This window comes from Flavobacterium sp. N1736, from assembly GCF_025947065.1.
Classification (GTDB): domain Bacteria; phylum Bacteroidota; class Bacteroidia; order Flavobacteriales; family Flavobacteriaceae; genus Flavobacterium.
This window is the reverse complement of record NZ_CP109994.1, coordinates 2,089,342-2,114,535: the sequence shown is the minus strand read 5'-3', so window position 1 is coordinate 2,114,535 and position 25,194 is coordinate 2,089,342. Positions and strand designations below refer to the sequence as shown.

The following is a 25,194-nucleotide window of genomic DNA, read 5'->3' as shown; positions in this document are numbered from 1 at the left end:
TAAATAAACGATCATAATGAAAAGATATCTATATATATTATTACTATTTCCAATGATAATTATTGGACAGACAGGTAATTTCATAAAAAGCAATATTTATAAACAAGCTAGTTCGTCTACTATTGCAAACCCAACTCCTGTTCAGGTAGGTCAAAATATCACTTATTTTGACGGACTTGGAAGGCCTGTACAAAAAATCGCTAATGCGCAATCGCCACTAGGTAAAGATATTATTGTACCTATAGAATATGATGACTTTGGACGCCAAAAGAAGGAATATTTGCCTTATACTTCCTCTCAAAGCAATATGAACAGAATAGACAATAGTATTGTTATACCAGCAATTGCCAGCCAATACCAAACATTTTATAAAGATGGCAATCCCTATTCTGAAAAAGATTTAGAAGTTTCACCGCTTAACAGAGTGCTGAAGCAAGGAGCACCGGGAGAGGATTGGAAACTTGGCAATGGTCATGAAATAAAGCTAGATTATCAAACCAATAGTTATGCAGATCAGGTAAGACGTTTTGGTGTTTCTTTTATTTCAGGCAATACAGAGAATCCCTATTTGGAAGACCAAGGTGTTTATGCCCCATCTCAATTATATAAAACGATTACGAAAGACGAAAATTGGATGGCTAGTCAAACTGATGTTAATGATCATACCACGCAAGAATTTAAAGACAAAGAGGGACGTATGATTTTGAAACGTAATTTTGATGCAGAAAAATGGCACGATACCTATTATGTATATGACGATTATGGGAATTTGACTTATGTACTTCCTCCTAAAGTTTTTACATACAGTAATTTAGGGCAGGTGTTTCAAAAACAAGAGATTTTTCTGGATAGTTATAACGATGGAGCATCCTTTCTTGTAGATAACGGCTACTATAGTGAAATTTCGATGTATGAATCGAAAGGAAAATTAGAGTGTTATTTTTACGGAGAAAATTTTCAAAATGAGCCCGTAAAAAGCGGTAAAATTGCACACTTAAATTTTAGTCCCGATTTACCTAATATGACTTTAGGAGATATTATAATGTACAATAGTTCAGGATACCCAATTGTAGCAGGAACTGCTTATATTTTGAATGGAGATTTGTGTTTTTCCCCAACAGGTCTTTTGGTGTCCTCACATCAAAGAGGCGATTTTACTACCCAGTTTTCTATAAATCTTGACAATTGGCAGAGTAAATTTACTATCCCTTCGTTAGACAGAAGTACTTTTAATGATTTAATTTATCAATATAAGTATGATAAACGAAATAGGCTTATAGAAAAGAAATTACCAGGAAAAGAATGGGAGTATATTGTCTACGATAAACTAGACAGACCGATCTTAACTCAGGATGCCAATTTAAAAACTTCCAATAAATGGCTGTTTACCAAATATGATGCATTTGACAGACCTGTTTACACTGGTGAATATATAAATACACTAAAAACAACACGTGCAGAAATACAGCTCTTAGCAGATGTTGGAGGCAGCAGCTTGTCAGAAATAAAAACAGCGATGAACACCCTTAATGGAACTACTATCTATTATAGCAATTTTGCTTTTCCAAACACAAGCGACATTAATGTGTTAACGATTAATTATTATGATGATTATAACTTTGATTTAAACGGTGGCGTTTCGACAACATCTTATGGTGTTACACCAATTACTAATTCCAAAGGCATGAATACAGGAAGTAAAATTCGTATTTTGGAAACTGCTAACTGGATAACCAATACATATTATTATGATGCTAAAGGAAAACCTATTTACAACTACACAAAAAATGATTACCTGTCTACAACCACTACAGTAAAAAACCAATTCGATTTTGTGGGCAAAATATTGGGAAGTACTACTACACACCTCAGAAACGGCGTGAATACCTTTATAGCAGACACCTTTACTTACGATCAGGCAGGCAGGATGTTAAAACAAACTCAAGCCATAAATGCTGCCAGCATTCCGGAAATTATTGTGGCTAATAATTATAATGAATTTGGGCAATTAACCAATAAAAAAGTTGGAGGAAAAAACAATGAAGGATTGCAAAATGTAGATTTTACCTATAATATTCGCGGATGGCTTACTGGTATTAACAACCCTAATACTATGGCTCAGAATCCGGTGATTTGTTTGGTTATGCATTGAATTACAATACGATAGTAAATCCATCAGTTTCTCCATATTTTTATAATAAACCATTATACAATGGTAATATAAGCAGTAGTTCCTGGAAGTCAAACAACCTTACGCCTTCAGCCTTAAAGCAATACAATTATACTTATGATGCACTGAATAGATTTACAAAAGCTCTTTATTATGAGAATAATTTATCCAATAATAAATTTGATGAAATTGTTAATGAGTATGATCGAAATGGAAATATTATGTATTTAACTCGTCAGACACCTACTCCGAATGTCGGAAATGGTTCCACTTCAATGGATGCTTTGAGCTATACTTACAATAACGGTAATCGCTTAAAAAAAGTAGATGATGGTTTTAAAAATAGCGCCTATGGTGCCGAAGGCTTTAAAGATGGTACTAATACTGATGATGATTACATTTATGATGCCAATGGGAATATGATTCTTGATAAAAACAAAGATATAACTTCTGTTACCTACAATCATCTCAACTTGCCTGTCAAAGTCACATTTGGCAGCGGAACTATTGATTACAAGTATGATGCAACTGGTGCAAAACAGCGTAAAATAGTAAGTACAGGAATAACAACAGATTACGCAGGCGGATTTCAGTATGAAAACAATGTATTAAAACTTTTTCCGCAACCTGAAGGTTTTGTGGAATATAATTCCGGGATTTTTCGTTATATTTATCAATACAAAGATCATTTAGGAAACGTTCGATTGAGTTATTGTGATTCAAATAACGATGGAATGATTGTCTATTCTGAAAACATGGAAGAAAATAATTATTATCCTTTCGGGTTAAAACATAAGGATAACGGTATAGTTAATTCAACTCGCACTGCCTTAAAGTATAAATACAATGGAAAAGAACTTCAAGACGAGCTAAGTTTTAATGTATATGATTATGGCGCACGTAACTATGATCCAGCTTTAGGAAGATGGATGAACATTGATCCTAAGGCAGAAAAAATGAGAAGACATAGTCCTTATAATTATGCATTTAATAACCCTGTCTATTTTATTGACCCTGACGGGATGGCGCCTGATGATTGGAGAATAAATTATATAGATAAACAAGGAAAAAGTAAAGAGTTTATTTTTAATGGTGGTGCAACAGTTTTACCAGATAATCAATTTGTGAGAGACTTTGTAGATGCATATAATTACAATGTTAATAATGGTGGTGGTAAGGCGATGCAGGCAATTGCAGAAAATCCTAATATTACGGTTGATGTTCAGGAAGGAGTATTTAGTAAACAAGAAAATTCAGAACAATCGAATTATAATGTAGTTACCTGGAATCCAAAAGTTGGATATGAAACTACTAATGGTACTATTATGTCACCGGCAACCATGGCAGAACATGAAGCAGATCATGCATTAGCAGGTGCCGTAGCTTCTAAATCTAAAGACATTCTAACCGGTACTCCTGATAAAAATTATGATAATAAAGAAGAAAAAAGAGTTGTTAATGGTTCTGAACAAGTAACCGCCAGGGCAAATGGGGAAATTCCAGCTGCTGGCATTACAAGAAAAGACCATAAAGGATTACCGGTAATAACAACGTCTCCTACCTCAAATAAGGTTAACAGAAGACAAACGTATAGATTTTTACAAAATTTGCATGATCAGGGAACCTTTTTTCCTGGTTTTGGAATAGAAGATACAAATAAATATAAAGATTAAAAATTATAATGAAAAGTACACTTTTTTATCTAGCAGTTGTTTTTTTATTAAACTGTTCCAATAAAAACGATTCAGAGTTTTTGGAAGTTTTTTATATCGGACCTAATGTTAGTACACCTATGAGTTATTCTTGTAGTATGCTTTCTAAAGGAATATTAAAAGAAGAAATAAACTATAAAAAAATAGTTGATAAAAATATGTATGAAAAACTAATTAGTTTATCTAATACATATAAGGAATCTAATGAATCTGACAGAATCAATGCAAGAATAAAAGTTTTGATTCATTATAAAAACAAAGTAGATACTTTATGTTTTGGAGAACATTTTGACACCTACAAAAATGGAGTAAAAGTTACCGATAATAAGGAGATATTGACATTTGTAAAAAAAATGATTGATTATGAAAATACAGTTCCCGCTATCGTCCGACAACATCCGGAACGTTATGGAGTAAAAAAGTAGATCACAATTTTCTTCTGGCTGCCTGAAAAATGATGTGTCTATAATGAGATTTTTATTTTTCAAAACTCAATTATATGATAATTATTACATCTTAAATAAAATTTACTTTAAAGGGATGGGTATTAATACTCATCCCTTTTTTAATATAAAAGTCTTTATTGGTTACAGCCGAAATAGTAAGATTTTAAATAAAATAATTATAAAGTAATCCATAACAATACTATCATTTTGTATTCAATTACTTAATATAATCTAAACATTACATAAGAAATAATGTACTAATATTGGTTGAAAAATTACAAATTGAATAAAAAATGTGCCTTCATATGATGATGCATATGAATAATAAAATTACGAGAGCATCACTATAATAAAAAAGGAGAAATAGTAAAAACTTTCGAAAACAAATATTTAATGGATAACTACTTTCAGAGAATCAGTATCATCAAAAAAAACAAAACCAAAAAGAGCATGAAAAATTTAATCAAATTCCTTTTGGTTATGTTTCCATTCACGTTGGTAGGGCAAACTCAAACAGGTAATTTCATAAAAAGCAGTACATATAAACTAGCTAGTTCATCTACTATTGCAAATCCAACCCCTGATCAGGTCAGTCAGAATATTACTTATTTTGACGGACTTGGAAGACCTATACAAAAAATTGCTAATGCGCAATCGCCATTAGAAAAAGATATTATTGTACCTATTGAATATGATGACTATGGACGCCAAAAGAAGGAATATCTGCCTTATATTTCCTCTCAAAACAATATGGACAGAATAGATAATAGTATTATTATACCAGCAATTGTCAGTCAATATCAAACATTTTTTAATGATGGAAATCCCTATTTTGAAAAAGATTTAGAGGTTTCACCATTGAACCGTGTTATAAAACAAGCAGCTCCGGGTGCTGATTGGAAAATAGGTTCAGGACATGAAATAAAAATGAATTATCAAACCAATGCAGCCAATGAAGTTAAATCGTTTACGGCAAATGCCAGTTGGAATGCCAGTCAGAAATTATATTTCATTTCATTGACAGATAATGGGTATTACTTAGCTAATGAGCTTTATAAAAGCATTGTTTATGATGAGAATACTGCGGCAGTACCATCTGAAAGTAATGGATCAACGATTGAATTCAAAAATAAGGAAGGACAGGTAGTTTTAAAAAGAGCCTATGGAGCGGTTGGAACAGGAACAGTTAATGAAAAACATGATACCTATTATGTCTATGATATCTACGGAAATCTTACTTATGTGATTCCACCAAAAGCTGTAGATTTAGTTGGCAGTACAACAGCACTTCAGGCCGATACTACATCAACAGCAGTGGTTAATTCTGGAAGCAATTTAGATTTAAAAGCTACTAACTCCATTACATTATTGCAGGGATTTTATGCGCAGTCAGGCAGCACTTTTTCTGCCGTTATAGACAATGGCAGTCAAAGCGTTTTAGATAATTTATGCTACCAATACAAATACGATTATCGCAATAGGCTCGTTGAAAAAAAGCTTCCTGGAAAACAATGGGAATATATTATATATGACAAACTAGACAGACCTGTTTTAACTCAGGATGCTAATTTGAAAGCCCAAAACAAATGGCTTTTTAATAAATATGATGCTTTTAACCGTCCTGTTTATACAGGTGAATATACTAAAACAAGTCAAAATACTCGCGTAGAGATACAAGGAATAGCAGATGGAAATACTGTCTTGTTTGAAAACAAACAAGACAGTAATACTATTAATAATACAATTATATATTATACTAACTCTGTGTTTCCTAATACAGATATAAACTTATTTACCATCAATTATTACGATGATTATAATTTTGATGTAAATGGGGGAGTTTCTGAAAATGTTGGTTCAACTATTCCAAACACAGTAACTAAGTCTTTGGAAACAGGAAGTAAAATACGTATTCTGGGAACCAATAATTGGACAACCAATGTCATTTATTATGATCAAAAAGGTCATCCGATATACAATTACTCTAAAAATGATTTTTTAGGTTTAACCCAAAAAGTAAAAACCGAACTCGATTTTGAGGGTAAACCAATAAAAATAACGACTAAACATATCAAAGGAACTACAGTAGATATTATAGATACTTTTACCTATGATAGTCAAAATCGTTTATTGACTCAATCCCAGAAAATAAATAACCAATCTGAAGAAATCATTGTTTCAAATAAGTATGACGAATTGGGGCAGCTTATTCAAAAAGGAGTGGGAGGAAAGCTATCCGTTACAAACCGTTTACAAACTGTAGATTATGCTTATAATATTCGTGGCTGGCTGAAAGGAATAAATGATGCCGATACAAATAATGGTATTATTACTATGGAATCCGGAGATTTATTTGGATTTAAAATTAATTACAACAAACCTTTTACAGGTACTCCATTATATAACGGAAATATCAGTGAAACTTTTTGGAAAACAACAAATCCAATAGATACCAGCTTAAGAAATTATAGTTATAGTTATGATGCTTTAAACAGGTTAATACAAGCTACAGATAATTCAGCCATAAATCCGAGAAGATATAATGAAGGGGCAAAGTATGATAAAAATGGTAATATTATCCGTCTTGTAAGATCAGGGAATACCAATTCTGCGGCTACTACATTTGGTAGTATGGATAATCTTTTTTATACTTATGATGCAGGAAACAAACTCATTAAGGTCGAAGAATCATTAGGCAGTACTGAAGGATTTAAAAATGGCAGTAGTACTGATCAGGAGTATACCTACGATGATAATGGTAATATGAAAACAGATGCCAACAAAGGCATTACAGCTATAGTATATAACCATTTGAATTTGCCTACAGATATAACCCTTGCAGGGGGAATTATTCATTATGGCTATGATGCTGCAGGAGTAAAACAACGTAAAGTGGCTGGTACGATAACTACTGATTATGCAGCAGGCTTTCAGTATGAAAAAATAGGAACAACGGAAACGTTGAAATTTTTTCCAACGACAGAAGGTTATGCCGAGAATAACAACGAAACTTTTTCGTATATTTATCAATACAAAGATCATTTAGGCAATGTACGTTTGAGTTATAAAGATGTGGGAACATCATCATTACAAATAGTGGAAGAAAGCAATTACTATCCATTTGGAATGAAACAAAAAGTAGCTGGTGAAATAATAAACCAAACGGCATATAAGTATAAGTATAACGGAAAAGAGTTTCAAGATGAGCAGGGACTTAACCTTTATGATTACGGGTGGAGAAATTATGACTCTGCATTAGGACGTTGGATGAATATTGATAATATGGCAGAAAAGTATGTTTCAATCTCCCCTTATCATTATGCTGGAAATAATCCTGTGCTTAATTTAGATGTTGACGGTAATGAATTTACAGAAAGTGCCTGGAAATGGGTTAATCGATTGATTGCAGATATAAATTCCAGACAAGAAAAAAACAACATTAGTATTGCTGATTTCCAATCGAGAATAGCAAAAGGTGGTAGTGATAGAGAAATAGCCAGATGGAACAGAAATATTAATTCACTTACAGCGAATAACACAGAGTTGGAGACAGCAAGAGGTGAAACGGCAACATTAGCAGCATCTAATCAAGTATACAACGTAATAGAAGATTCTAATGGTACAGAATCAGATGCAATAGGGAATAAATCAACAACGAATAGTACTAATTTTAATTTTGCAAATGGTAATATTGATATTTCTGTGTCAAGCGGAACTTCTGTAGGGTTATTTGCACATGAACTTAAACATGCTTTTCAGTTCGAGATGGGTAGTTATAGTATTGGTCCTGAGTTATCTGGAGTCCCTTACAAGAATTTATTTTACGATAAAAATGATGAAGTTGAAGCCTATCAGAGAGGTGCGCTTTTTGGAGATAGAAATAATTATAGCGCTAGAAATCTGCCAGATGAATATTCGGGAATTGCTACAGGTCCATATAATTTTAATAATGTACCACCAACTAGTAGCGCAATAAGTTCTCCAAATAAAAAACAGATTTTGCAAGGTCTTTCAAATAACATTAGACATGCCTTTAGAATCGATGGGCAAACTTATTATAAAAAAAGATAATGAAAAAAATACTTATATTTTTAGTTTTAGGTTTATGTATTTGTTGTAAATCAATAAAAACAACTACTTATTTTAGTACCTGTAGGCTTTATGGGAAATCAGAAGTTACTTTAAAGCTAAATTTAGATAAAAGCTTTATTTATAACTTTAGATATAATGATAAAGAAATAGTAGGAAAATGGAAAATGAAATCTGACACTTTAATTTTGACTTCTGATATATGGAGTGAATCTATAGATAGTTTAAGTCCAAAAATTAAAGCCTCTGATATATATGGAGTAGATAAATATTTAATTAAAGGTAATAAGCTTTTCATTATAAATAAGCTGGGACGAAGCGAAGATTGTTATTTAAAAAGTAAATGATGTTTAGTAATGAATAGTATTTCAAAATTAATCACATACGATTTTATATTTTTAATGTCTTGAAAAAAATATAATTGAAATTAATTTAAAGAAGGGTGAGCAATTATGCTCATCCTTTTTATTTCTAGAGTTATAATTACTACTTATCAAACAATAGTTGCATTTAAACACCTATTAACAAAAATATGCGATATGACTCTTCGGGCAAAAGTTATGCACTAACTAATTTATGCTTTACCACTTTACGAATTAGTTTTAAATTTTCCTTTATCGGAATATAAATTTCAAAAGTTGCGCCTTGATTTAATACGCCGCTTGCAGTGATAATTCCGTTATGATTGTCGATGATTTTCTTTACAATGGCAAGCCCGATTCCTGTACCGGAATATTCCTGAGAGTGATGAAGCCTTTGAAACATTACAAAAATAAGGTCATTATATTCAGCTTCAAACCCAATTCCGTTATCTTTAAAACTCAGGTTCCAGTAGTTTTTGTCCTTCATTTGCGGAGTCACACCACGCAGTTTCAAATCAGCATGTTTTATAATACTTGATTCTATCGTAATTCGCGGCTGTAAATCGTCTTTAGAGAATTTAAGCGCATTGCTGATTAGATTATATAGCAGCTGACGAAATTGAAATGTTACCATATTCCCGGGTACAAGTCCAATAATATCAATAACGGCGTCTTTTTGTTTAATGCTATCTACTAATTCTAACTTTACATCTTCGATAATAACACGCAAGTCATTCATTTCATATTTGCGTTCGGTAGTACTAACACGGGAAAAAGCCAGTAAATCCTCAATCAGTTGCCTCATTCTTGTAGCGGCAACTTGTATGCGTTCCATGTTGTTTTTTCCGGATTCACTCATTGTCGTGGTTTCATCCTGCCTGATTTTTGAAATAAAGATTTGAATTTTTCGCAAAGGCTCCTGCAAATCATGACTTGAAACAAAATTAAAAGCTAAAAGTTCTTTATTGACATTCAGCAATTCAACAGCTTTTTTTTCTTTTTCGTCATTTTGAAGTACAAGTTTATCATTAGCAATAAGCAATGCGGCAGTTTGTATTTTCAATTTTTCCAGAATTTCTATTTTCTCCAGAGTTTCCTCTGCATCACGAAGTCCACGAAGTACTTTTTGAGGTAAAGTGAGCAAATTATTTTTAGAGGCAAAATCAGTTACGCCATCTTTTAAAAGCTGCACGACATTTTCCTCCCCAATAGTTCCTGAAATAATTATAAACGGAATAGAAAGATTTTTGCTTTTAAGCAGATGAAATGCTGATACTGCATCAAATGTGGGTAGAGAATAGTCGGATAAAATAATATCAGGAGAAAAGGTGTCAAGCGCTTCTTCAAACATTTTTCTTGTTTCAACAATTTTATCCACAAAATTTATTTCTGATTTTCGCAGCTGTCGAAGCATTAAATCTGCATCAGTTCTGTTGTCCTCAAGAATCAATATTTTAATTTGTTTTTTCATTTTATTTGGCAAAATATAAGTGATACCGGGAAAACAACCCGGTAAAATCTATTTTATATAGAAGGCTGGCTCAGAATCATCCAGTACATGCCCATTTCTTTGATAGCATTGAAAAAGTTATTGCTGTCTACCGGTTTTACAATGTAACTGTTGGCACCCAGATCATAACATTTGGCAATATCCGGATCTTCCTGCGAAGAGGTAAGTATTACGGTTGGAATCGCTTTTAAATTAGGATCACCCTTAATTTTTTCCAAAACCTGCATACCTGAAACCTTTGGCATTTTAAGATCCAGTAAAAAAAGTTTAGGATGTGCATTCGGATTTCTATCAGCGTATATTCCGCGGCAATAGATAAAATCAAGTGCTTCGGCACCATCTTTTACATGCAGTAGTTTGTTGGTAAAACCACTCTTCGTTAATGCGCGGATCGTTAACATTGCGTCATCGAGACTGTCCTCGGCAAATAAAATTTCTATGTCGTCGTAATTCATATTGTTGTATAATTAGTTGTTAATATTGGGAAGGCTAAAGTAAAAACTGGCACCAAAATCTAATTTAGATTCTGCCCAGACGGTACCATGATGGCGATTTATTATTTTTTGAACAATAGCCAGACCAATGCCTGTACCATCGAATTCTTCTTGTGAATGCAGACGCTGAAATACGCCAAAAAGCTTATCATAGTATTCCATGTCAAAGCCTGCGCCGTTGTCTTTAACGCAATATATGATCTTATCGTTCTCTGTTGTCGAAGTAATTGTGATATGGATTTCGTCTTTGTATTGCGAATATTTAATAGCGTTTGAGATTAAATTAATCCACACTTGTTTAATAAGTGAAGCATCTCCTATAGCGGTGTCGAGTATTCCAATATCAAATACGGGAATCTTCTGATTTTTTTCAACAACCAGCTCAGTGATTACGTTATCTACTAAATTAGCCATATTGATAGGTCCTGTGTTTACCTGTTTTCGTCCCAGTTTGCTAAAGGCCAGTAAATCATCAATCAGATGTCCCATTTTTTTGGAATTGTGTATGATAGCATCCAAAACTCTTTTTCCATCCTCATCAATAAATTCTGCATGATCTTCCATTAAAATTTGGGTATAACCATTGATGGCTCGTATTGGTGCCCTTAAATCATGAGAAACCGAATAAGAAAAGGCTTCAAGTTCTTCCTGCGCTTTTTTAAGTTCGCTATTAGCCAGGAAAAGTTCTTTTCCTCTTTTTTCCTGATACGCAAGTTCCCTGTTTGTTACAATAAGTTCAGCAGCAGTTTTTTCTTTCTCTGCTTTTCTTTTCTCTTTTTGGATATTTTCAAGGGCTAATTTCTTATTGGCAATGATAAGTTCTGCAGCGCGTTTCTCTTTTTCCTTGCTTTCAATGGCAAGTTCTTTGTTGGCAATAATAAGCTCTGCGGCACGTTTTTCCTTTTCTTTATTTTGAAAAGCAAGTTCATTATTGGCAATAACCAATTCTGATGCACGTTTTTCTTTTTCGATGTTTTGGTAAACAAGCTCCTTATTTGCAATGATCAGTTCATTGGCACGTTTTTCTTTTTCCTTATTCTGAAAAGCAAGTTCATTATTTGCAATAATAAGTTCAGAAGCACGATTTTCCTTTTCGGTATTTTGGTAAACAAGTTCCTTATTGGCGATAATTAGTTCATCGGCACGTCTTTCTTTTTCCTTATTTTGAAAAGCCAGTTCTTTATTGGCAATAATCAGTTCAGAAGCACGTTTTTCCTTTTCTTTATTTTGATAAATAAGTTCTTTATTGGCGATGAAAAGTTCATCGGCACGATTTTCCTTTTCGTTGTTTTGGTAAATAAGTTCTTCAGTAGCGATGAGAAGTTCATCAGCCCTTTTTTCCTTTTCTTCGTTTTGATAGACAAGTTCTATATTGGCAATGAGCAATTCAGCTGCCCGTTTCTCTTTTTCGAGATTTTGGAAGAGCAGTTCTTTTTTAGCAATATTCAGTTCTTCGATATATTGCTCTTTTTTTTCAACATCAGATTTTGCTTTGCTGATAATAGTCAGGTATTTACCGTCCTTTTTTTCTTCTTTGCTCATAGTAAGCGAAATGGTATTAGAAAATAATGGCAGTAATTTGCTGGAAAAGCACCTCTATTTTTATTATTAATGTAACATTGGTATTGAATAGTAATATTCACCTAAACATATTAATAGAGAAGGATTTATGCGGTAGTCTGGCGAATGTAATGAATTATACTGAATAAAAGGCTTGATTTATTCACTAAAACAAAGATTAGACAAATTAACAATTTTTCAGTCGCAGTCGTAGTTTAATTCTGAAACAGAATGCATTAATTAAAGTGAGAATATAAGGAATAAAAAAAAGAATATGCAAACAAGAATAACGTAACTTGTTTATTCTCATTTGCATATTCAAAATTAAAAGACAGTTTACAGAGCACTAATCTTTACAGAACTTGCTTTGTCATTAAAACTTCCTAAACAACTATTGTTTCCTGTAATTACTACAGATTCGCCTCCAAAATTATCGTTTTGGTACATGGTGATTTTATATCCATTTTCTAAACGAACAGAAGACAAATCATCATTTGCAATACCATACGATTTTAGTTGAGCCAATGTATAATTTCCGGCAGGCAACGCAATTGCATAACCTGTATAATTGCAATTTTGGTAAAGAGTTACAATTCCGCCGGCAGCGTTATTATATTTATTATCTACATAAGTACGGGATAAATTGCCCACGCCATCAAAATAATTATCAGCTAATTTTGCAGGATCCGTTGCAAATTCGCCACCTTGAACGATTGCATCATTTCCATCATTCCATGCCCACGGAGCATTGGCACCTCCGGTTTTAAAGTCATTTCCTGTAAATCCTCCAGCCGGACTAGAAAACAATTGCGTATTAAATCGCTGATCCCATAATCCTCCGCTTTCAAAAATATCTACAAGTTTGTACTCTACATAATTGTCATAATTATCAGAAGGTATTTGTGCAGTTCCGCTTGCCGATGGGTAATAAATAATTCCATCTCCGTCTATATCGTGCTGAGGCCAGGCTTTAAGGCTGTGTCCTTTAGCGTCTTGCGCTGTAATTGGATGTAATTCTCCGTTATAATCTCTCATTTGTAAAGTTCCGTCAACACTTTCCAATCCGCTTACAAAAGAACTTCCGGATGGTACATACGAAAAGAAATCAGAATGACTTACTGTAACAGCTCCTTTTAGGGAACCATAATTTGAACCATCTTTTTCTACAATCATCAATACACCTTCTAAATCATTTTCGTGCTGGTCTAACGAATATAAAAGCGGGTTATCTGTCCAGTCTCTTGGAGAAAAGAAAGCATACGTAATAAACCAGTGTGTGTTTGATTCTACTACAGAATAGTAACAATGTGCAGCTAAAGAATTAGCATAAGCAGGAAGATTGTTCCAGTTATTTTCGCCATTCCAGTCATTGTCATAATTAATAGCCGTAAGATAATCAGATTTTCCGCCTTCAGCATAAGTTCCTGTGGCATCTACATCTTTATAATGAATAGGCGCCCATCTTCTTGCCAAATCAGAAATAGCTGCCGCACTGATTTTGCTGGTATTTTGTTGTTTTTTTGCCACAGCAGAAACTTCTGCATCCTCTAATGTCGTGTCCTGACAAGAGAATGTAATCGCCGATAACATGATAATTAAGACTTTACTGAAAATCTTTTTTCGATTCTGTTTTTTCATAATTCTAGTTTTAATTGTTTTATAACCTATTTAAAATTCCTTGGTTTGGTAAAATAATTTGATGCAATTAACCCACTGAGAAATAAAAAGCATTCAGCAGCAGTAGAAACTTGTTTTTTGAAAATCTTGTCGACAGATTTTTGAATTATAATTCTTATTTAAGATTAAGTACTTAAAGAGAGAAATCGTACTATCTAAAAATATTATGATACCGTTAACAAAAGGTTACTTACAGGAATTGGAATGGTTTTTACAAAAAAGTAAAAGCAAAATGGTTTATTGAAGTGATTTATAGAACGTTTCTAAGCAGAATTGGCAATCTCTCTAGAAAGAAAAAGAAATAAACAGATGAATTTATCCCATAAAAAAAGCTCCAGATTTCTCTGAAGCTTTGTAAAATTTATAAAGAAGAAATACTTTAAAAATTAGTATTTACTTTTTTAGAACGATCCGCAATGTTCGACATAAGCCATGTTACTTGCCCGTCCTTAACAAAGTATATTTTCTTTGTCGCTATATTTGGAATACTTTCCAATAAGTTTTGTAATATGTTATTGGCAGAGATAAGGTATTTCTGGTCATAGGTACTCAAAACTCGGGCTACTTCTTTATTGGTTTTAGCAAGATTACTAAACTTGGTGAAATTATTTTTCAGAATTGCATCGTAATTAATAACATCTTCCAGAGTTAAAGGAATATAATGATCTTTAACATTTTCATCATAATATAAAGTTGCAAAAGCCCAAACAGCGCCTCCTGATAAATAGATTTTTTCCTTTTTTGCTAAAAGGGGATTTGCGTCAAGCATTTCTTTAATCTTCTTACGCAGAATCGGGTTATAATCAAAAGATTTTTCCTGATACGTAGACATATCATTCACCTGACTTTGGTTTACAACCGTTTTTTTAACCGCATCGGTAAGTGTCATTGTACCAAAATCAAGTTCCAGTGGAATAAACTCTAATTTATTATCTTCAAGGTCATCAATAATGTATCCGCCTTTAGTAGTTTGTGCACCAATATCAAGTAATAAACCATTAGAATAATCAACAGGCGGTATAGCACCTTTAACCATTATTTTGGCCTCTTCCTGAACATTAATTACTTCAAAACTTTTATTAGACGTACTCGTAATTTTTTTCATTAAAACATCAATGTTGCGGGCAGATGAGAAAACCGGAGCAGCTACGATAAAAATATTTTCTTCGCGAATTTTAAATTCTGCTCTTATTTTTTTCATTTGCTCAACAATAATAGCGCTGGTTTTGTCGATGTCCTCCTGAGGAACCTCACCGGAAGCAGCAATATGATCAGCAAGACTAATTCTTTCATTTGAGAAATAAAGAATTTTATATTCTGCTTTCTTGATATTATTTACCTCCAGAATCGAAGTTTTTATAGCTCTGCGTCCGATTTCAATTCCTGCATAAAGATTTTTTTGAGCGAATGAATTAATCGAAAAAAATAAATTTAAAAGAATAAAAATTAGAATGTGGGATTTGTTTTTTTTAAGCATTGGATTTAATTATAGTTATAATATACTTTATTTGAATTATGACTTTATCGTAATTATGTGAAAGTCATAATTTTGAATTAAAAATAATGGGTTTTAATATGAGATCGCGAATTTATAAAAACATTTACTAATATAAACGCAGTTATTGAGAAAACATATTATTTAATTATTAAGGCATTACTATGTTTTGAATAGAAATAAACCGAATTGTAAGATTAAAATTTTTTTACTGTAAGGGTAGGGTTTTGTGTTTTGAAAAAACATCTCATTTGGGCAATTTTTATAACATACACTATTTTTTTACGTAAATATCAGATAAGTAGATTGTTATGCTTTTTTTGAGTGTGATGTAATTAAAATTAAAAAGTAAAATTTGTATCTTTACTATTACAAAATTAAAAACAACAGAAATGAAAAAGATATTTTTACTCGTTGTAATAATGCTGGTAGTAAGTGCATGCAAAAAAGACCAGTCAAAACAATCTGACCATGAAACAGACAGTCAGGAAATAGTTACAGATTCTGTATCAAACATATCGGGTCCTGATTTAAACGTGAAAATAACTCCGGAATATGCCGCTTTGGCTGCTAAAAATGCGTATTTCTGGGCATGGCCTCTGGTAAACATGTACAACCGCCGTTTGGCATTCAAAGATGTAAAAGAGCTGGCATTGTCAGGACCTTTGCTTATGGCTCCGCTCAATCAATTTACCATGCTTACAGATTACATTATCCCTACAGAACGAGCCGTAGCCTGTCCTAATCAGGATGTCGTTTATGGTATTGGATGTCTCGCGCTCGATAAATCTCCGGTTGTTATACAAGTTCCTGATTTTGGCGAACGTTTTTGGGTTTATCAAATTGTTGATTTGCGAACAGAAGGTTTTGCAAAACTGGGTAAGATGTACCACAATAAACCGGGATTTTATCTACTGGCAGGACCAGATTGGAAAGGCGAAGTACCGGATGGAATACTTAAAGTTTTTCGATCGTCGACCAATACCGGATTAGTTGGGCCACGTATATTCATGGATGATACAAAGGAAGACCGTAAAGCCATTCAGGAAGTATTAAAATCAGTAGTAATGTATCCTTTATCTGATTATGATGGTAAAATGAAAACTATAGATTGGGCGAATATTAAAAAATTGCCCGGAGGCGAAGGAGGAAAGGAAGAAACGGTATGGGTGCGTCCCGATACATTTTTTGATGAACTGCCAATAGTATTGGCAGACGCGAAACCACTAGCAGGTGAAGAAGCACAATATAAACAAATACTTGCCGTAATTGCAGCCGCCAAAAAAGACCCAAAACTAAAACAGGCGATGATAAGTGCAGCAACAGAAACGGACCAGCAAGTAATAAAACCATTATTTGAATTTAGAAATTGGGGAATACAGTTGCCCTATTATTGGTCTGGAGTTACAAACGGAGCATCGTGGGGAACAGATTATTTTACACGTACCGCAGTGGCGAAATCAAATATTCTGGTAAATGCCCCAAACGAAACACGTTATTTTTATCAGGATTTAGATGCAGCAGGCATCCGATTAAATAGTTCTAATAAATATAAAGTTACTTTTGATAAAGGAAAGCTGCCGCCCGTAAACGGATTTTGGTCGCTTACATTATACAACGAACATCATTTTTTTGAAATTAATAAACTGAACAGATATTCATTGGGAACAAAAAATAAAACAATGAAATATAACCCAGATGGCTCGTTAACAATATATGTGCAATCTGTTCCACCCGAAGATGAATGGCAAAACAACTGGCTGCCAGCTGTAGAAAAAGGAGGATTTTCACTTTATCTGCGCACATACTGGCCGAAAGAAGAAGTGGTAAAAGGAAAATGGACACCGCCGGCAGTAATAAAAGTGCAATAAATAATAGAGTAGAAATTTGAAAAACTGAACAAAACTATTCGAACCAAAAGCCTGAAAGATTTATATTTTTCAGGCTTTTTGGTTTTTAAAAGTACAAATACACCCCTTAAAAAGAAAAAATACAGCCTTTTGTTTTTTGTATTAGATTTACCTTGCAGTATGTTTGATTCAATTTTTTGGTTAAAAAAAGCGAATCAGGTCAAAATTAACTATTATTGAGCTTTATCATATTTCATACATGAAAAACATTAAAAGATACATTTTAAGTTTTATATTATTTATTTCAATACCTTTTAGTTCCGGCGCTCAAAGCTCTGATTTGTATTTTGACCATATTAATTATGATGAGAGTTTTTCTCAAAGTATGATTTCCAGTATTCATCAAACTAAAAATGGGTTTATTTGGATAGGAACAGCAAACGGCTTAATTAGTTACGACGGATATAATTTTTTAAGATATGTCTACAATAAAGATATATTAACCACAATAAGCAATAGTCATATCAATGTTGTTTTAGAGGATAACCAAAAAGAACTTTGGATTGGAACAAATAATGGCTTAAACCTGTTTAACAAAAAAGAAAATAATTTTTTAAGAGTTGATGTTCTCAAAGTAAAAGGCGGCAGAAACTATATTTCATCCATTATTCAGGATGATCAAAATAGAATATGGGTTGGAACTTTTGGAGGAATCAAACGTCTTAACAAAAAGAAATATTTGCTTGAAGAAATCTCGAACGATCACAATTCAACATTTAGAAAAAGCAGGGTTCTATCTTTATTTTATGACAGCAAATATGGCGTATTAGTGGGCACAGCGAAAGGATTGGAATGTTTTGATCCTAAAAATGGTTCAAAGAAAACTCTGCCTAAAGCTTTAAGCGACAATGCTTTTTTACTTAAATCGAAAATCTGGAAAATCATTAAGGAAAAAAGCGGCGATTTATGGTTTGCCACAGAAACAAATGGCGTTTTTCATTATTCTGAAATAAAAAAAACGGTAATCAATTATACAGTTGATTTTAACAACAGAAAAAGTTTGTCTTCTAATTGGATCAATGATATTACAGCCGCAGATTCTAATACGATTTGGTTTGCCACTAAAAATGGTTTATGCGTTTTTAAAAAAGACAAAAACGGATTTATTACCTACAAGCATAATCCGTTAACGAGTTACAGCCTTTCTGATGATGATGTAAAATGTTTTCTAAAAGACCGTCACGGTGATATTTGGATTGGAACAAATGGCGGCGGCGTCAACTTTTTTCAAAAAACAAAAGCCAATTTTACGACTATTACAGAAGTTATCAAACCAAGCTTCGGACTAAATAATGCTTTTGTAAATGCGCTTGCCAAAGAAACTGACGGTTCTTTATGGGTTGGAACAAATGGCGGCGGTCTGAATCATCTGGATTTTAAAAACAATACAACAACTTCTTATTTAATAGATAATTATCGTTTTGAAAAGACCGTGAATATGATCACCTCTTTGGTGCATCAAAATGATCAAAATTTATATTGTGGTACATTTAAAGGATTGTTTAAATTCAATAAAAGCAGTAAAACATTCAATACGGTATCACTTTCACAAAAAGATTCAAAAGAAAACGAAAGACCCATAACGTCTTTATTAATGGATAATGGCGATTTGTGGGTTGGTACAAACGGAAACGGATTAAAAAAAGTAACACAAGATGGAACCGTTGAAAGTTATATGGCGGATGGAACGGGAAATTCTATTAGCGACAACTTTATTACCGATCTCGCGAACAGAAATAATGGTTTATGGATTGCCACACAATATGGTTTGAACTTTTTCGACAAAAGATTAAAAAAAGTTACCAAAGTATTTAAAACCGGCGGAAAGAGCGGATTGCCAAATAATAGCCTTACGGTTATGTTTACAGATTCTAAAAAAAGGTTTTGGATTGGTACTGAAAGTGGCGGAATTAATTTATTTGATGAAAAATCAGAACATTTTCTTGAAATTAATAAAGCAAAAGGCTTTACGGATGAAACCATAAAAAGTATCTCAGAAGATGCTCAGGGAAATATTTGGGTTAGCGATAATAATTTGCTCTATAAAATTAGAACAAAGAATTTCAAATCTGTGCCCAAAATAACTGATTTTGAGATTACCAATTATTCCTCAAAAGATGGTTTGAAAGTAAAACAATTTTCGAATAACAGCAGCTTAAAACTGAACAGCAATCAGATGGTTTTTGGATCATCAAACGGTTTGATTCTTTTTAATCCATCAAAATTAATAAAAACAGAAGATACCGCAGAGATTGTCCTAACGAAGCTTATCGTTAATAATGAAGAAATAAAACCCGGAAACAAAAAGATTCCGTTAGACAATTATATAAGTGAAACTTCAGAAATAACTTTGGGTTATGATCAGGGATATATTGGGCTTGAATTTAGTGCAATGAATTTTATTAATCCTGAAAAAAACGAATATGCCTATAAATTAGAAAGTTCCTTTAATAAAGATGACTGGCATACAATAGGTTCGCAGCATTATATTAATCTGACCAATTTAAATTCAGGAACGTATCTTTTAAAAATAAGAACTTCAGATGCCGGCGGTAAATGGAACCCTTCGATTAAAACCTTAAAAATTATAATGTTGCCGCCCTGGTGGAAAACCTGGTGGGCTTATATATTCTATTTTGGAATATTATTAACCGGAGCAATTTTATTGTTTCGTTTTTTCAGAAATCGGGAATTATTAAAACAAGCCTTTTATTTAGAACAGGTTGAAAAAGAAAGACAGGAAGAATTATACAAAATGAAACTGGACTTTTTTACCAATGTTTCGCACGAAATCAGAACGCCGTTAACGCTTATAAGCGGTCCCGTTGAAGAACTTTTAAGCGGTGCAGAAAAAAACTCTAATCTGGAACATAAATTAAAAATCATAAAAAGCAATTCAGACCGATTATTAAAATTGGTAAATGAATTAATGGATTTTAGAAAGGCAGAAAAAGGAAGCATGAAAATTTATTGTGAACAGCAGGATATTGTTTCTTTCTGTTTTGATATCTACGAATCTTTCCGTGGATTTGCTGTCGAGAAAAAAATCGATTACAAATTTGTGCTTAATATCAATACGGCATTGATTTATTTTGATAAAAATCAGATGGAAAAGGTCATTTATAACCTGCTTTCGAATGCTTTTAAATTTACGAGCAAAAACGGACGTATTACTTTGGCTGTAGAACAAAAAGAAGATTCAGATTCTATTGAAATTAAAGTAAAAGACAACGGAATTGGAATTCCCGAAAACAGAAAAAAGAAGATTTTTAAAAACTTTTTTCAATTAGACGATCGCGGAAGTGCCAATTTGGGCAGCGGAATTGGTTTGGCATTAAGTAAAAGTATCGTAGAACTTCATCATGGAGAAATAAAAGTACAGACAGAAGCTGACGCTAATTTTACAACGATTTTTACGATAACCTTAAAAAAAGGCAAAGATCATTTTAAAAAATCCCAAATTGTAGAAAACGCCATTGCCATAACAGAATCTGCAAGTCCGATTTCTGATGTTGTAACAGAATTTGAAAGCTATGAAGCCGAATATCTGGAAGAATCAGAAAGCAATACAAAAAAGACAATTCTTGTTGTAGAAGATAATGAGGAAGTCCTGTCTTTTATTTTTGATATTTTACATACAGATTACAGGGTTTTAAAATTTACCAACGGTCAGGATGCTTTGAATTATATGGACAAAGAAATTCCGGATCTTATTGTAAGCGATGTTATGATGCCGGAAATGGATGGTTTTGAATTATGCAAAATCTTAAAAACAAGCATCAATACCAATCATATTCCGGTGATTCTGCTCACGGCAAAATCTTCGACCTTAAATCGTATTGAAGGACTTTCTACCGGTGCAGATTCTTATATTTCGAAACCTTTTAGCATCGAAGAATTAAAACTTACAATACTAAACTTATTGTCTGCCAAAGAAATAATGCGCCAAAAATATGGAGAACGATTTATTTCAGATTCAGAACAGGAAAATACAAATACTCCCGAAGGTTTATTTGTAAAAAAACTAACGCATATTATTGAATCAAACATAGATAATCCTAATTTTGACGTCAATGATTTAGTCAAAGAAATTGGAATGAGCAGAACGGTGCTTTATAAAAAAGTACAAACGCTGACCAATCATTCAGTCGCAGGATTTATCAAAAATATGCGATTAAAAAAAGCGGCCAGTTTATTACTAAATTCAACGTATTCCGTCTCTGAAATAACCTATATGGTTGGTTTTAATGACAGGAAACACTTTAGCAAAGAATTTAAAAAATTCTACAATTTATCTCCCACAATTTACAAAAGTTCGCAGGTTAAGGATTAACCATTAATTTTTTTCGCCACAGATTAGCACAGATTACTACAGAATTTTTTTAATCATTTTAATCCTTTAATCTGTGGCTATAACATTCGTAGAAACCCGACAGATTTTAAAAACCTGTCGGGTTTAATATTTGGTAAAAACAAACAAAATTACGCGTCTAATAATTTTTAAGGTTTTTATTACGAATACTGTTTTTTAAGACTTAAAAAGATATGTAATTCACAAATAAAGACGTTCATCCCCCTAAAAACGAATATATTGCTCCCCTCATACCGTCATTTATTAATCATTTTTGCAATGTAAATTACTAATGAATTTATCTAACTAACCAATTAAAATTTTAACAATGAAAAACAACAAACATGTAAAGATGCTTTTTCTTGGAGGGAATTACCTAAAATTAATCTTAACCCTTTTTATGTGTATTCTCGCCATAAACGTGAATGCGCAGGAAAGTTTAATTTCCGGAAAAGTAACAGACAATACAGGAATGCCCTTACCAGGCGTAAATGTACATGCCAAAGGATCAACAAAAGGAACACAAACTGATTTTGACGGTAATTTCAGTATGAGCGTTCCATTAAAAAGCGTACTCGTTTTTTCTTTTATCGGAATGGACGAAGTTTCTGTAGAAACAGAAAATAAAAAGAATTTAAAAGTGACTTTAAAACCAAGTTCACAAACGCTGGACGAAATAGTGGTGGTAGGTTACGGTACAAAAAAGAAAAGCGACGTAATAAGTTCTGTAGCATCGGTTAAACCAAATGATCTGCTAAAAGTTGCAACTTCGGATGTTGGTGAAATGCTTCGAGGAAAAGCCGCCGGAGTTCAGGTTACTCTTGCCGATGGAGGTCCGGGAAGTTCATCTTCAATTCAGATTAGAGGAAAAAAATCGATTAACGGAAGCAATGAACCAATCGTAATTGCAGATGGTATAGTTATAGGAAGTATCAATGATATTAATGCAAATGATATCGCTTCTTTAGAAATTCTGAAAGATGCCGCCGCACAATCGATATACGGAGCAAGAGCATCAAACGGTGTAATTTTAATTACCACCAAAAGAGGAAAAACAGGAAAGGCAAGAATTGCTTACAACGGTTTCTCTGGAGTGCAGACGGTAAATAGAAATTTTGACATTTACAGCGGTGAAGAATTTGCGCAGCTAAAAAGAGAAGCGTACAGAACCAGTAATAACGGAGTTTACAGACCAGACAATCAGGTTTTTTCTCCGCTTGAATTAGAATCAGTTCAGTCGGGAAAATACATAGATTGGGAAAAATATATTATGAGAACCGGAGTTACCAATAATCATAGTATTAGTGTTTCTTCGGGAACAGATAAGTCAAGTATTTTTACCAGTGTTAATTACATCAATACTACAGGTGTAATACCAAACAGTGACTTTGAAAAAGTGGCAATGAGAATTAATGTCGATCAAAGAGTTACAGATTGGCTAAAAATAGGAATGAATGCTTCACTTCAGTTTTCAGAATCTAATAATCCAAACTCAGGAAATGTTTTAAATAATGCGATTTCAAACGATTCAAGAGTAGGAAATATTATAAGCAATTCTATTACGACATCGCCATTAGGCAGAATTTACAATGATGACGGTACGTACCGCCAATTACCGGGCGGAATACAGGAAACACCAAATCCGCTGATTGATATTTACGAAACCAGAATAAATGAGTTAAATAGAAATGATATTGCGAATGTTTTTTTGGATATCAACATCTTAAAAGGACTTACATATAAACTGAACACGAGTAGAAGATCGTGGAATTATAAAGGATTGGCTTATAATACTTCGAAATCACTTTCGGGAATTGCTAATTCCGGACAGGGAAACGGAAGTATTATGTATAAAGATAATGTAGAATATCAATTGAGTAATATTTTCAATTATAATTTTAAAGTTGCCGAAAAAAATCATTTCGCCACAACCGCAGTTTACGAAATAACATCATCTGAATATAGTGATTTCAAAAATACAGCAAGCAGAATTCCGAGTGATATTCTTGGAATATATGGTTTAGAAAGTGCTTTTTTGAACACACCGGAAATTGCAGCAAGCGAAAGATCTTTAGTTTCATTTGCCGGAAAATTAGAATATGACTTTGATAACAAATATTATTTTACCGTTTCCGGAAGAGCGGACGGTTCATCTGTATTTGGAAAAAATAATAAATGGGGATATTTCCCTGCTGTAAATGCGGCGTGGAATGTTTATAAAGAAGAATTTATAACAGAACATGTTCCTGTAATCAGTAATTTAAAATTAAGAGCCAGTTATGGTAAAGTGGGGAATCAGCCTCAAAATCCGTATCAAAGTATGGCAACGGCAAACCAAAGAGATTATATTATTAATGGTGTAAAAGTATCCGGTTATGTTCCGGGAAATCAATTATCAAATCCTGATTTAAAATGGGAAACTTCAACCCAATTAAACCTTGCCGTAGATTTTGGTTTATTCAAAAACAGATTAAGCGGTACCGTTGAGGTTTATAATACAGACACATCTGATTTATTGATTTACGAAACATTAAATGCCAATACAGGATATACAACCAAATTATCGAATCTTGGTAAAGTCAACAATAAAGGTCTTGAAGTGACTTTGAATGGAGAACTTATCAAAAAGAAAGATTTTAGTCTGAATCTTGGCGCAACCTTCACAAAAAACAAAAACAGCATCGTAAGTATCTATGGAAAAGATGCCAACGGAGACGGAAAAGAAGATGATGCCGTTGGAAATTTATGGTTTATTGGTAAACCAATCGATGTGTATTACCAATACAAATCCGTTGGAATTTATCAAATTGGCGAAAATATTCCTGTAGTTACCGGAACAACATTATTGCCGGGAGATATCAAATTATACAATGCAAATACCGCAAACGGAGCTAACCCAAATCCTGACGAAGACCGTGTGATAACATCAAAAATGCCGGATTGGTTTGGTACATTTTCATTAAGCATGAAATACAAGCGTTTCGACTTCTCTGCAGATATTTATACTGTTCAGGGTATTACTAAAGATAACGCTTATTTATACGGCTACGTTCAGGGAGGATCTTTAAGAGGCGTTAAAAATGGTATAAAACAAGATTATTGGACACCTGAAAACCCGGGCGGAAACTGGCCAAGACCAAGAGACGGAAGCGATCCGCCTTATATGTACACTTTAGGCTTGCAAGATGCATCTTACGTAAGACTGCAAAATGTATCGGCAGGTTTTACCTTGCCTGAAAATACCCTTAAATCATTAGGTTTAACTACGCTGAGACTTTACGTAACAGGAAGTAATTTAATCACCATTACAGATTTTCAATCGTACAGTCCGGAGAAAAATGTAGGCGATTATCCGGAACCCGTTACTTGTGTTATAGGTTTACAACTTGGTTTTTAATGGTGCAGTTTAACACATATA

Annotated in this window: 13 protein-coding genes; 8 read left to right on the top strand and 5 right to left on the bottom strand. The window is 33.2% G+C overall.

All coding sequences use genetic code 11. From position 1 onward, the window contains the following. The first annotated feature begins 16 nt into the window (after positions 1-16). From OLM54_RS08840 to OLM54_RS08820, 5 genes are all read left to right on the top strand, one after another. The gene (locus OLM54_RS08840) at positions 17-2,152 is read left to right on the top strand and encodes a DUF6443 domain-containing protein (RefSeq protein ID WP_264538220.1); all 2,136 of its coding nucleotides are present in this window, start codon (positions 17-19) and stop codon (positions 2,150-2,152) included. 302 nt (positions 2,153-2,454) lie between these two features. Further along, positions 2,455-3,843, top strand: coding sequence for an RHS repeat domain-containing protein (locus OLM54_RS08835; RefSeq protein ID WP_264538219.1), 1,389 nt, complete (start codon positions 2,455-2,457; stop codon positions 3,841-3,843). Between the two features lie 8 nt (positions 3,844-3,851). Beyond that, complete coding sequence (locus OLM54_RS08830; RefSeq protein ID WP_264538218.1) at positions 3,852-4,307, top strand: hypothetical protein; 456 nt, start codon at positions 3,852-3,854, stop codon at positions 4,305-4,307. 471 nt (positions 4,308-4,778) lie between these two features. Continuing rightward, a complete protein-coding gene (locus OLM54_RS08825; RefSeq protein WP_264538217.1) occupies positions 4,779-8,399 on the top strand; it encodes a DUF6443 domain-containing protein in 3,621 nt (1,206 codons plus the stop codon). Next, positions 8,399-8,764, top strand: a complete 366-nt coding sequence (locus OLM54_RS08820; RefSeq protein WP_264538216.1) for a hypothetical protein — start codon at positions 8,399-8,401, stop codon at positions 8,762-8,764. Before OLM54_RS08825 ends, OLM54_RS08820 begins: the two co-directional genes overlap by 1 nt. 211 nt (positions 8,765-8,975) lie before the next feature. Here OLM54_RS08820 and OLM54_RS08815 read toward each other — a convergent pair whose 3' ends face one another. The 5 genes from OLM54_RS08815 to OLM54_RS08795 form a co-directional block, all read right to left on the bottom strand. Beyond that, a complete protein-coding gene (locus OLM54_RS08815; protein ID WP_264538215.1) occupies positions 8,976-10,250 on the bottom strand; it encodes a sensor histidine kinase in 1,275 nt (424 codons plus the stop codon). Positions 10,251-10,303: 53 nt separating this feature from the next. Further along, positions 10,304-10,744, bottom strand: coding sequence for a response regulator (locus tag OLM54_RS08810; protein WP_264538214.1), 441 nt, complete (start codon positions 10,742-10,744; stop codon positions 10,304-10,306). A gap of 12 nt (positions 10,745-10,756) precedes the next feature. After that, the gene (locus OLM54_RS08805; RefSeq protein ID WP_264538213.1) at positions 10,757-12,325 is read right to left on the bottom strand and encodes a sensor histidine kinase; all 1,569 of its coding nucleotides are present in this window, start codon (positions 12,323-12,325) and stop codon (positions 10,757-10,759) included. Between the two features lie 354 nt (positions 12,326-12,679). Then, a complete protein-coding gene (locus OLM54_RS08800; RefSeq protein ID WP_264538212.1) occupies positions 12,680-13,981 on the bottom strand; it encodes a hypothetical protein in 1,302 nt (433 codons plus the stop codon). Positions 13,982-14,399: 418 nt separating this feature from the next. Then, on the bottom strand, positions 14,400-15,497 hold the full coding sequence (locus tag OLM54_RS08795) for an exopolyphosphatase (protein ID WP_264538211.1): 1,098 nt from the start codon (positions 15,495-15,497) through the stop codon (positions 14,400-14,402). 410 nt (positions 15,498-15,907) lie between these two features. Between OLM54_RS08795 and OLM54_RS08790 the strand changes: the two genes are divergently transcribed. The 3 genes from OLM54_RS08790 to OLM54_RS08780 all read left to right on the top strand — a co-directional run bounded on the left by OLM54_RS08790 (position 15,908) and on the right by OLM54_RS08780 (position 25,173). Further along, a complete protein-coding gene (locus OLM54_RS08790) occupies positions 15,908-17,386 on the top strand; it encodes a DUF1254 domain-containing protein (RefSeq protein ID WP_264538210.1) in 1,479 nt (492 codons plus the stop codon). Positions 17,387-17,624: 238 nt separating this feature from the next. Next, the gene (locus OLM54_RS08785) at positions 17,625-21,758 is read left to right on the top strand and encodes a two-component regulator propeller domain-containing protein (protein WP_264538209.1); all 4,134 of its coding nucleotides are present in this window, start codon (positions 17,625-17,627) and stop codon (positions 21,756-21,758) included. A 346-nt stretch (positions 21,759-22,104) separates the two neighbouring features. Beyond that, positions 22,105-25,173 carry a SusC/RagA family TonB-linked outer membrane protein gene (locus OLM54_RS08780; RefSeq protein WP_264538208.1) on the top strand — a complete coding sequence of 1,023 codons (3,069 nt, stop codon included), beginning with the start codon at positions 22,105-22,107 and terminating at the stop codon, positions 25,171-25,173. The last annotated feature ends 21 nt before the right edge of the window (positions 25,174-25,194 follow it).